9 protein-coding genes and 1 tRNA gene are annotated in these 11214 nt (G+C 66.4%); 5 read left to right on the top strand and 5 right to left on the bottom strand.

Annotated features, from left to right (window positions below):
* Window positions 1-909: MFS transporter (locus A9W96_RS14845; protein WP_067140775.1), on the bottom strand; the 909-nt coding region annotated here is incomplete at its 3' end.
* Window positions 910-977: 68 nt separating this feature from the next.
* Between A9W96_RS14845 and cmrA the strand changes: the two genes are divergently transcribed.
* Window positions 978-1784: a mycolate reductase gene (gene cmrA, locus A9W96_RS14850; protein WP_066860333.1), complete on the top strand. Its 807-nt coding sequence runs from the start codon at window positions 978-980 to the stop codon at window positions 1782-1784.
* Window positions 1785-1898: 114 nt separating this feature from the next.
* On the opposite strand, the gene A9W96_RS14855 is transcribed toward cmrA, so the two are convergent.
* Window positions 1899-3470 (bottom strand): helicase HerA-like domain-containing protein, encoded by a 1572-nt coding sequence (locus A9W96_RS14855; protein WP_067140776.1) that lies wholly within the window; start codon window positions 3468-3470, stop codon window positions 1899-1901.
* Between the two features lie 270 nt (window positions 3471-3740).
* On the opposite strand from A9W96_RS14855, the gene orn reads away from it, so the two are divergent.
* From orn to A9W96_RS14870, 3 genes are all read left to right on the top strand, one after another.
* The gene (gene orn / locus A9W96_RS14860) at window positions 3741-4388 is read left to right on the top strand and encodes an oligoribonuclease (RefSeq protein ID WP_066860339.1); all 648 of its coding nucleotides are present in this window, start codon (window positions 3741-3743) and stop codon (window positions 4386-4388) included.
* A gap of 55 nt (window positions 4389-4443) precedes the next feature.
* Window positions 4444-4519 (top strand) — tRNA-His (locus tag A9W96_RS14865).
* Window positions 4520-4603: 84 nt separating this feature from the next.
* The gene (locus A9W96_RS14870; protein ID WP_369806973.1) at window positions 4604-5026 is read left to right on the top strand and encodes a hypothetical protein; all 423 of its coding nucleotides are present in this window, start codon (window positions 4604-4606) and stop codon (window positions 5024-5026) included.
* An 8-nt stretch (window positions 5027-5034) separates the two neighbouring features.
* On the opposite strand, the gene A9W96_RS14875 is transcribed toward A9W96_RS14870, so the two are convergent.
* From A9W96_RS14875 to A9W96_RS14885, 3 genes are all read right to left on the bottom strand, one after another.
* Window positions 5035-6246, bottom strand: coding sequence for an Ig-like domain-containing protein (locus A9W96_RS14875; protein ID WP_067140777.1), 1212 nt, complete (start codon window positions 6244-6246; stop codon window positions 5035-5037).
* Window positions 6247-6405: 159 nt separating this feature from the next.
* Window positions 6406-7308 carry a DMT family transporter gene (locus tag A9W96_RS14880; RefSeq protein ID WP_067140779.1) on the bottom strand — a complete coding sequence of 301 codons (903 nt, stop codon included), beginning with the start codon at window positions 7306-7308 and terminating at the stop codon, window positions 6406-6408.
* 77 nt (window positions 7309-7385) lie between these two features.
* The gene (locus A9W96_RS14885; protein ID WP_067140789.1) at window positions 7386-9743 is read right to left on the bottom strand and encodes an MMPL family transporter; all 2358 of its coding nucleotides are present in this window, start codon (window positions 9741-9743) and stop codon (window positions 7386-7388) included.
* 345 nt (window positions 9744-10088) lie between these two features.
* Here A9W96_RS14885 and A9W96_RS14890 point away from each other — a divergent pair.
* A partial coding sequence (locus tag A9W96_RS14890) for a GNAT family N-acetyltransferase (protein WP_067140790.1) occupies window positions 10089-11214 on the top strand: 1126 nt, incomplete at its 3' end.

The raw sequence follows: 11214 nt of genomic DNA on the forward strand, positions 1-11214 counted from the left end.
GCTGGCGGCCACCCCGAAGATCAGCACGTTGGCTTGGGAGATGCCGTATACGTTGACGCCGAGCACCGCCCCGAAAGCGAAGATCGCCGCCAGCCCATCGCGGAAGAGGGCGCTGGCGAACAGGAAGTACACCAGGTTGCGGTCGCGCTTCCACTCCTCGCTGACCTCGGTCCACAACTTTCGATAGCCGCCCAGCATGCTGGTCGGCTGATACTCCTCCGAGGACGCGGTGAGCCGCTGCGCGACGAACAGCAGGGGCAGCGCCAACACCGCGAACCAGATCGCGGCCACCACCATCGCCTCGCGGACGTAAAGCCCGTCCCGCAAGGGAACTCGCAGCAGACCGCGCTTCGCGTCAGGACCGCCGCCGGACCCGGAGATGAACCCGGTGTAGATCACCAGCAGCAGCAGAACGCTTCCGACATAACCTGACGCCCAGCCGAACCCGGATATCCGCCCGGCAGTCTGCGGCGTGGAAAGCTGACGCAGCATGGCGTTGTACGGGACGCTGGCCAAATCGCCGCACGCCGCCGTCGCCCCCAGCAGCACCAGGCCCGCCCACAGGTAGCCGGGACGGTCGCGGATGAAGAACATCGCACCGGTCAGCGTCACCGCTGTGGCGGTCAGCACACTGAGCGCCACCCGCCTGCGATGCGGGGATTCCACCCACACGCCGACGGCCGGCGCAAGCACGGCGACGGTCAGTCCGGCGATGGCCGCCGCGCGGCCCAACCAGCTCGCCGGGGTGGTGGCACCGGATATCCCCACCCCAACGCTGCTGGTCAGATAGACGGAGAAGACGAAGGTCGCCACGATCGCGTTGAGGCCGGTCGAACCGCAGTCCCAGAGCGCCCAGGCCAGCACGCGCGATCGCGCGGGGGTGGCGGGATGCGGCTCCGGCTGGCTCATGCCCGGCACTCTATAGGCGCCCGCGATCGCCCGCGGGCCGCGTTGCGCCCGCTGTCTACGATTGGCGCATGCCGTTACCCGCCCCAAGCGCCGAGGCGCGCGCAGTTGTCACCGGAGCTTCGCAGAACATCGGTGAGGCACTCGCCACCGAACTCGCCGCACGCGGACACCACCTGATCGTCACCGCACGTCGCGAAGACCTGCTCAAGGACCTGGCCGCCCGGTTGACCGGCAAGTACGGCGTCACCGTCGACGTGCGCCCCGCCGACCTAGCCGACCCGGGCGAACGGGCGAAGCTGTGCGACGAGCTGGCCGCCCGCCCCATCTCGATCCTGTGCGCCAACGCGGGCACCGCGACCTTCGGTCCGGTCGCCACGCTCGATCCGGCCGGCGAGAAGGCGCAACTGCAGCTGAATGTCCTTGGGGTGCATGACCTTACGCTGGCCGTGCTGCCGGGAATGGTCGAGCGGAAGTCCGGCGGCATCCTCATTTCCGGTTCGGCGGCTGGTAATTCGCCGATCCCCTACAACGCCACCTATGCGGCGACCAAGGCGTTCGCGAACACCTTCAGCGAATCGCTGCGCGGTGAGCTGCGCGGGTCCGGCGTCAACGTGACCCTGCTGGCGCCGGGCCCGGTGCGGACCGATCTGCCCGACGACACCGAGGCCTCGATCGTCGAGCGGCTGGTGCCGGACTTTCTGTGGATCTCGACCGAGCACACTGCGCGCGTGTCGCTGGATGCGTTGGCGCGCAACAAGATGCGCGTCGTCCCGGGTCTGACGTCAAAGGCCATGTCGGTGGCCAGCGGGTACGGCCCGCGCGCCATCGTGGCGCCCATCGTGGGCGCGTTCTACAAGAAGCTCGGCGGCGGATAGTTCCGGCGGCGGCGTAGCGGCGTCGTAGCGGCGGCGGCTCCCTGGGCGTAACGCAGCGGCGATTATCAGCCCGATTTTTCGCCGTGGCGTTACGCGCGCGACGAACGGCCAGCGCTACTTCCGGCGGCGGCGCCCGGTGCCGAAAATGTTTTTCACCACTTCACGTATCGCGGTGTTGATGCCGCTTTTCACCGTCGGGTTCTGCAGCACTTCCTCCCACATCGAGGGACCCTTTGGCCCCGCCGGCTCCGCCGGCTCCGGCATCGGCGGGACCGTCTCATTCGACGGGACCGGCGGGTAGTCCGACTGGGTTTGCGGCGCCCGTGACGCGGGTTGCGCCGGGGGGCCGGCCTGTGGCCGCGCCGGTTGGGCAACGGTCTCGCCGTAGGTCGCCTGCAGCGCACTGTTTTTCGCCGCTGACTTGATTGCATCGTTGCCGATCGAGGCCATCAACGAGCGGGGCACTCGCATGCGGGTCCACGCGACCGGCGTCGGCGCACCCTTCTCGGACAGCACGGTCACCACCGCCTCGCCGATCCCCAGCGACGTCAATGCCGATTCCAGGTCGTAGACATCGGTTTTCGGGTAGGTGCGGACGGTCTTGCTCAGCGCCTTCTGGTCGTCGGGCGTGAACGCGCGCAACGCGTGCTGAATGCGCGCGCCCAACTGGGACAGGATGTCGTTGGGAATGTCGGTGGGCAACTGGGTGCAGAAGAACACCCCGACGCCCTTCGACCGGATCAGCTTCACGGTCTGCTCGACCTGCTCGAGAAAAGCCTTGGACGCGTCGGCGAACAACAGGTGCGCCTCGTCGAAGAAGAAGACCAGCTTCGGCTTGTCCACGTCGCCGACCTCGTCCAACACCGTGAACAGGTCGGCCAGCAGCCACATCAGGAAGGTCGAGAAGATGACCGGGCGCAACGACTGACCGCCGAACTCCAGCAGCGAAATGATGCCGCGGCCCTCCTGAACGCGTAGCAGATCCCGCGGGTCGAGCTTCGGCTCGCCAAAGAACGTGTCGCCGCCCTCGCCCTCGAGGTTCACCAGTGCCCGCAGGATCACCCCGGCCGTCGTGGACGACACTCCGCCAAGGGATTTCAGGTCTTCCTTGCCCGCGTCGCTGGTCAGGTGGGTGATGACATCACGCAGCTGGTTCAGGGTCACCAGGGCGCTGTTGTTCTCCTTGGCCCAGTGGAAGATCAGCCCAAGCGTCGACTCCTGAGTGGCGTTGAGCCCCAGCACCTTTGACAACAGCACGGGGCCGAAGCTGGCCACCGTAGCCCGGATCGGCACACCGACCCCATCGGTGCCCAGCGACAAGAACTCGACCGGAAAACCGGTCGGCTCCCAGTCGTCGCCGGTGTCTTTGGCCCGCGCGGCCGTCTTGTCGTCGCCCTTACCGGGCTGGGCAAGCCCGGACAGGTCGCCCTTCACATCGGCCATCAGCACGGGAACACCCGCGGCGCTGAGCTGCTCGGCGATCAGTTGCAGCGTCTTGGTCTTGCCGGTGCCGGTGGCGCCGGCCACCAGGCCGTGCCTGTTGATGGTGGCCAGCGGGATACGGATCTGTGCCGTCGGATCGGCCGCCCCGTCGATGACGACCGTGCCCAATTCGAGTGCTTGGCCACCGACGGCGTAGCCCTCGGCGATCCGCGTCGCGGCCGTGGCCGCTGAATCGGTGCTCATCGTGCTGCGCCCCTCTTCCCCGGTGATTCGGCATGCAGTTCGACAACGCTCACCCTACTTCTCCAGCTAAGGCGCGGGCGTCACCTGCGCGTAGTGCACTGGGTGGCGGCCCGCAGCGCCCGGCTCCGCCGCGCTTGCGATCGCCACTAGTCCGACGGTGGCGACCCGCAGCGCCCGGCTCCGCCGCGCTTGCGATCGCCACTGGTCCGATGGTGGCGACCCGCAGCGCCCGGCTCCGCCGCGCTTGCGATCGCCACTAGTCTGAGCGCTGTGCGAGACGAACTGGTGTGGATCGACTGCGAGATGACCGGGCTTGATCTGGGCTCGGACAAGCTGATTGAGATCGCGGCGCTGGTGACCGACGCCGATCTGAACGTTCTCGGCGACGGGGTCGACGTGGTGATCCATGCCGACGACGCCGCGCTCGCGGCGATGGGCGACGTGGTCAGCGAAATGCACTCGCGCTCGGGGCTCACCGACGAAGTGCGGGCCTCGACCGTCGACCTGGCGACCGCCGAGGCGATGGTGCTCGACTACATCGGCGAACACGTCAAGCAACCCAAGACGGCGCCGCTGGCCGGAAACTCCATCGCCACCGATCGCGCCTTCATCGTGCGCGACATGCCCGCCCTGGACGCCTACCTGCACTACCGCATGATCGATGTGAGTTCGATCAAAGAGCTCTGCCGCCGCTGGTACCCGCGGATCTACTTCGGTCAGCCGGTAAAAGGCCTGGCCCATCGCGCTTTGGCCGACATCCACGAGTCCATCCGCGAGCTGCAGTTCTACCGCCAGGCCGCGTTCGTCGCGCCGCCGGGCCCGTCTACCAGCGAAATCGAGGCGATCGTCGCCGCCCTCGATGGCGGAAAAGACGCACCGGGACCAAACGATTCGGCCTCCGCGCCGCCGACCGGCTAGTATCGACGTCGCCGCTCGTTGACCGACATCGTGCGCAGGTCGGCTTGCGGCCGTGGTGGGTGTAGTTCAGTTGGTAGAGCGTCAGGTTGTGATCCTGAATGTCGCGGGTTCGAGTCCCGTCACTCACCCCACAGGTCAGGGAGCATCACCGCTCCCTGACCTTTTATGGTGTTACCGACTCGGCGCGATGCCGATGCACCCGTGAGTGGAAGGTAGTGACGAGACAACGCCCCGCCCCGCCCCGACCCCGGCGCCTGCGCCCGGGGGCAGCGGCCGTCGTGGGGGTCGCGCTGTTCCTCGCGGGTTGTGGCGGGTCGAGTCACACCACGACGACGGTGATGTCGACACTGCCACCAGAAACCAAGACGGTGACCAAGACCGTCGCCCCGCCACCCCCGCCGGGGCCCAAGACATCGATCGAGAACAACGGCACCTACATCGTCAACAAGGACATCGCGGCGGGCACCTACCGCAGCGATGGCGCCAAGTCCGGGTGCTATTGGGCGAGGCTGCGCAGCTTCGATACCAACGACATCATCGACAACAACGTCGGCGACGGCCCCCAGGTGGTCCGGATCCTGCCGACCGATACCGCGTTCATGACCCGAAGCTGCGGGAGCTGGCACAAGATCGACTGACCGCTACGTCAGGTGTTGGCGTTGCCCGCCTTCCACTGCGGCCACGGGATGTTCCAGTCGCCCAGCCCCTCGATCCCGGGCAGCGTCGGCCCGACCGTGTGCACCACCTCGACGATGTCACCGCTCTTGCTGTGGTCGTAGAACCACTCGGCGTTGCTGGGACTCACGTTCAGGCAGCCGTGGCTGGTGTTGGTGTGCCCCTGCGCGCCCACCGACCATGGCGCGGAATGGACGAAAACGCCGCTGTAGGACATCTGCGTGGCCCAGTCGACTTCGGTGCGGTATCCGTTGGGCGAGTTGACCGGAACCCCGTAGGTCGAGGAGTCCATGATGATGTGCTTGAACCGGGCGCCAATGATGTAGACGCCGTTGGCCGTTGGGGTGCTGTCTTTGCCCATCGACGTCGGCATGGTCTTGACAACATCGCCGTTGACCCGCACGGTCACCGTCTTGGTGGTGTCGTCGGCCGTCGAGATCACCTCGTCACCGATGGTGAAGTGAGTCTTGACGTTGTCCTCGCCGAACATCCCGTCGCCCAGGTCCACCCCGTAGGTGTTGACCGCCACGTCGATGGTGGTCCCTGACTTCCAGAAATGCTCTGGGCGCCAACGCACTTCGCGGTTGTTCAGCCAATAGAACGCGCCCTCGACCGGAGGGTTGGTGGTGATGTTGATGGCCTTCTGGGCCGCCGCCCGGTTGGCGATGTTCTCGTCGAAGCGGATCGCCACCGGCTCACCGATGCCCACCACCTCGCCGTCGGCCGGGCTGACGTAGGGCATGGTCAGGTGGGCGGGTGAACTGGTCTCGAACGACATCTGCTTGCTGGCCGCGCCGCCCAGGCCGGTTGCCTTCACGGTCAACGTGTAACGCCGGTTGTAGCCGAGCTGCTCGGTGGTCGACCACCGCAGGCCGTCGGGACTCAGCTGCCCGCTGATCGACCTGCCGTTCTCGTTGACCATGCTGACCGAGGCGAGCACGCCGTCGGCAACGCTCACCGTGACGGGCGCATCCACCGTCACACCGACGGCGCCGTCGGTCACCGAGGCGGTGAGCTTCGGGACCAGCAGGTCGGCCAGCGGGGTGCCCTTGTCGAAGATGACCTTCGCCGGTGCCGCCGCGTGGTTGCCATCGCAGGCGGCCGTGAACACAGCAATCGGAACGATGGCAGCCACCAGCCATGATCGGCGTTTCCGCAAATGCGCCATCCAGTGACCTTCCATTCAATTCTCCAGATGGTCACCGCTGACCAGCGAGGTAGCTGCAGGCATTCTAATGGCATCTACCGACGCTCCCGTGCCAGCTGAGCCGGGGCGTCCGTTCGGTGTCATCGCCGCAATGAAATCGTCATTTCCGGCGCGGCCAACAGCCAGCGGCGCCGACTACGCCGGCAAGTTGGACTCTTCGTGCAGTTCGGCGTCGCCCCTGTCGCGGGCGCTGACGGCCTCGACGCGCGCGAGCTTGATGATGGCCGCGGTCATCACCAGCGCCGCTGCCGTCAGGGCGATCATGCCGGGTCGACCGGTCTCAAGCGTCTCGCCGAGGACGACGACGCCCAGCACCGCCGCGACGACGGGCTGCGACACCTGCAGCGTGGGCATGGACGCGGTCAGCGGCCCCGCCCGAAACGCCGCCTGGCTCCACACCACGCCGCCCAGGGCGACAAGGATGCAGGCGTAGAGCTCCGGGGCGCGCATCACCGCGGCCGGCCCCTCGCCGAGCCGAGCGACGACCTCCTTGGTGAGCGCCGCAAAGGTGCCCCACAACGCCCCGGACACGAAGGCGAACAACATGGCGGCCACCGCGCCGCCCCGAATGCGGCCGGCCACCACACAGCCGATCAGGAGCGGCCCCAACACGATGGCCACCACCGCCCAGGTGCGAAGCGATGCGCCGCTATGGCCGGCTTGCGGATTGCCGACGACGACCACCACTGTCACCGCGGCGGTCAACAGCGCGGCCCACACCCATTCGCCTGCGGTGACGGCCCGGTGCGACAGCCTGGCGTTGAGGGGCAGCGCGAAGAGCACCGAAAACATCAGCAGCGCCTGGACCAGCAGCACCGAACCCTCGCCCAGGGCCGCGACTTGCAACGCAATGCTCGCCGCCAAGAGCAGCGTGCCCCACCACCACCGTTGGCTGCGAAGCAAATTGGCGAACAATTCGACGGAGCCTACCGCCCGGTCGGTGATGCGCTGGGCCGTGCGTTGCTGCAACACGTCGCCCGTGGCAATGCACAACGCGGAACTCAACGCGAGGAGAGCGGCGATCAGTGTGTGCGACATGAAAATCTCCGTGGGTGTCCGGCGTTTCGGACTTCGCGATATTGGAAAACCATTGGTGCACAATGCATGTTCGCGGGTCAGGTGCGCTCGGCGGCGGCCCTGTCAGTCCACCTTCTGGTCAATGACCGGCCCCCGTTCGGAGCGTCGCGGGCCCAGCGGCCCCGCCCCACCGCGACCTCGCCCTCTTCACCGGTTGCGGACCGCTCCCGCAGCCACACCAACGGCCGTGGGGCCCACCAGGTCCAGCGGCCCAGCAGGTGAATGAAGGCCGGTACCAAGACCATTCGGACCAGGGTCGCATCGACGAGGACGCCGAGCGTGAGGCCCAGGCCCAGCATGCGCATGAACGACACGTGCGCGGGGATCAAGGCGGCGAACGAGATCGACATGACCACAGCGGCGGTGGTGACCACCCGGCCGATCCCGGCGATACCCAGCGCCGTGCTCTCGTCGGTGGCGGCGCGCGCCTCGGCGGCCGTCGGCGGCGTCTCCCGGATGGCCTGCGAGGCCAGCCAGTATTCGTGGATGCGCGAAACCAGGAACACCTCGTAATCCATGGCCAGCCCAAAGGCGATGCAGAACAACAACACCGGGATGTTGGCGTTCAACGTCCCGTTGGGTGTGGTGCCCAGCGCGCCCAGGTGGCCGTCCTGGAAGATCCACACCATCGCGCCGAACGCCGCGGTCAGTGACAGCACGTTGCACACCAGCGCCTGCAGCGGCAGCACCGCGCTGCCGGTCAGCAGGAAGAGTAGGGCAAAGGTGATCAGGGCGATCAGCCCGAACACCAGCGGCAGTCGCTTGGTGATGGCGTCGACACTGTCGCGGTTGATCTGCGCAAGACCGGTCACCAGCACCGAGTGGCCGGCCGGCCCAGCGACCTGATGCAGTCGGTCGAGTTGCGTGTTCGAAGCCTTCGAATACAGCGGCGCAGTGCTCGACACCGTCAGAAACGCTGCGCCGTTGGCCATGCCGGTGGCCTCGGCGGGCGGCGCCACCCGTTTCCCGCCCACGAACGTGCCGGCCGGCGCGCTGACCGCGGAGACGTCGGCCACCCGGGACAGCTCGGCGGCGTAGCGCTCCAGGTCGGCGGGGGTCATGCCGCGAGCGTCGGGGACGACGACGGAGACCCCGGTGCCTAGCCCGTTAGCGAAATCGTTGTCCAACATGTCGGCAACCTGGCGCGCAGACGCCCCTTTGGGCAGCACCCGTTCGTCAGGGAAACCCCACTTCACCCCGAGGAACGGCGCACCGAGCAACAGCAGCAACACCACGACACTCAGACCGACCGACATGGCGTGGCGCAACACGTAGCGCGTCGACCGGTACCAGAACTGTGTCTCGAGCGGCTGGTGCGCGTGATCGCGGAACGGCCGCTGCCCGTGCAGCACGCGATGCATCACCCGACGGGCGTTCAGCGAGTCCAACCGCGGCCCCAGCAGGACGATCGCGGCCGGCGTCACCACGACAGCGGCAAGGGCCACGATGATCGCCGTGACCACGATCGTGTAGGTCGACGACTTGAGGAAGTACATCGGGAACAGCGCCATCACCGCCATTGACAGCCCGACGGTGGTGGCCGAGAACAGAACGGTTCGGCCGGCGGTGGCCATGGTCCGAAACAACGCCTGGTCCCGGTCCTCGGTTCGGGCCAGCTCCTCGCGATAGCGAGTGATGATCAACAGGTTGTAGTCGATCGCCAGGGCCAGACCCATCGCAATGCTCAGGTCCAGCGCATACGTCGACACGTCGGTGACGTAGGTGATCAGTCGCAGCACCGACATGGTGCCAACGATGGCCAATGCGCCCAACACGATCGGCAGCGTCGCCGCCACCACACCGCCAAGCACCCACACCAGCACCGCGAAGCTCAACGGAATCGCGATCGACTCCATCAGCATCAGGTCGCGCTGGTTCTGCTGATTGATCTGGGCGTACGCCACTGCCATCCCACCGGCGCGAACGGTGACGCCGTCCCGGTCGTGGACCACCTCACGCATGAGCGCGCTGGCGTACTCCTGGGCCTTGTTCTCCCCGCCTCTCAGGTCGGCCACGATCATCCCGGACTTGTTGTCCTTGCTGACCAGCTGGGCCGCGGTCTGGGGCGGCGAGGTCCACGCCGAAGAAACGTCGATGACCCAAGGCGATCGTTTCAGGTGATCGACGATGTCGGTGGCCACCTGGCGCGCTTTGTCGCTGCGGGCACCCGCGGGCGCGGTCAGCGCGATCAGCATCTTCTGGTCGGTTTGACCGAACTTGTCCCTGAGCAGTTCGGTCGCCCGCGCCGATTCCGAGGTCGGGTCCTGGAATCCGCCGGCCGACAGCCTGTTTACCACCGGAATCCCGAAGATCCCGCAGACCACCAGGACGAAAACGGCGGCCGCGATGATGCGTCTGGGCGCCGCGATGGCAAGTCGAGCGATTCCTCGCAGCACTGGCGTCCTTTCTTTTCCGGCGCCTCCGGCCTAGCTCTATACCCATACAGGGACCGTTTGACGCCCCCTCGGCAATCATTTCCGCCGATGCGTCGGAGACGCACGCGTGGCTTATGTAACAGTAAGACGGCCGCGTTAGCGCAATTGATTCCGTCACACCGGTGATCCGCCTTACACCCCTGCTCCTACTATGACGGCTTGTGGGCGGCGTCACCAACGTCGTTGCGACGTTTCACCACCCGGGACTCGGGTACCGAAGAAGGGCGGCATTCCAGTAAACGAGCTTTGTTGGATTCGGTGTGCACATCACGAATTCAGCTGGGCCAGTAGCGAATTGGATGAGCGATGAATGCAACAAAGGACGCTATCAGGATCAAGCATCCGACCGAGAAGGACTGGCAGGCCGTCTACGAGAACCAGGCGCGCGCATATGGGATTGCCGTGGACCCGCACGACGTCGCCGCCTGGACGCGGCGGGTCAACCTGCAAGACATCCTGATCGCCGAAGACATGTCCGATCCGGAAGAGCCGCACCTGGTCGGAACTTCCCTTTACTACCCACTGCGGCTCACCGTGCCAGGGGGCGCCAGTCTCGACGCCGCCTGGTTGTCGATGATCGCAGTCGCGGCGACGCATCAGGGACAAGGAATTTGGCAACAGCTCAGCATCCAGGGCTTCGCAATTTTGCAGGAGCGTGGTTATCCCATTCTTTGCGGCGTTCCCACCCAGCCAACGGTTTACGAAATCCTTGGGGCCGGGGTGGCCAGCTATGCCAGGACCTACGACATCGAGCCGCGTTTCACCCAGCTGCGCAACAAGCCCGACCGAAATCGGGCTCGTGAGGTCGACGCTGCCCAGGCGGCAAGCCTGCTGCCCCCGCTCTACGAGCGGTGGCGCGCCATAACTCCGGGTGCGCTGAGCCGAGATGATGCGTGGTGGGACGACATCCTCGAAGACAGGATCACCCAGCGGGACAACGGATCGACGCTCAATTTCATCGTTCATCCGGACGGTTTCGTGACCTACCGCGTCGTGGGAGCGTCGCCGCACGCCTATCGGCGGCCATTCGGCAGCGTGATCGTCCAAGACTTCTGCGCGGTCACGAACGAAGCCCACGACGAACTGCTGGCGACTCTGGTGGGCTCCAAAACGTTCGACAACATCGTGATGGAGGTCCCGGTCGATGACCCGCTCCCACTCAAACTCAAAGACCAGCTCGCCGCGAAAACGATAGGCATGAGCGATTTCCTGTGGCTGCGAATCATGAACGTGCCCGCCGCGCTCGGCGCCCGCGGGTATTCATCCGACGCCGACATCGTCCTGGACATCACGGACCCGCTCAGCGTCGCTGGTGGACGATTCCGGCTGCAGACACGCGATGGTGTCGGCGAGTGCACACCGCACGACGGGCCCGCGGACGTCCAGATAAGCCTCGGTGATCTGGGGACCATCTACATGGGGGCCCACCGCC

This window comes from Mycobacterium sp. 1245852.3 (assembly GCF_001669335.1).
Lineage (GTDB): Bacteria > Actinomycetota > Actinomycetes > Mycobacteriales > Mycobacteriaceae > Mycobacterium > Mycobacterium europaeum_A.

Bases quoted from the DNA above. Each gene is read 5' to 3' on its own strand.
- cmrA (WP_066860333.1), top strand. From the start codon at position 978: ATGCCGTTACCCGCCCCAAGCGCCGAGGCGCGCGCAGTTGTCACCGGA.
- A9W96_RS14855 (WP_067140776.1), bottom strand. From the start codon at position 3,470: ATGAGCACCGATTCAGCGGCCACGGCCGCGACGCGGATCGCCGAGGGC.
- A9W96_RS14875 (WP_067140777.1), bottom strand. From the start codon at position 6,246: ATGGAAGGTCACTGGATGGCGCATTTGCGGAAACGCCGATCATGGCTG.
- A9W96_RS14880 (WP_067140779.1), bottom strand. From the start codon at position 7,308: ATGTCGCACACACTGATCGCCGCTCTCCTCGCGTTGAGTTCCGCGTTG.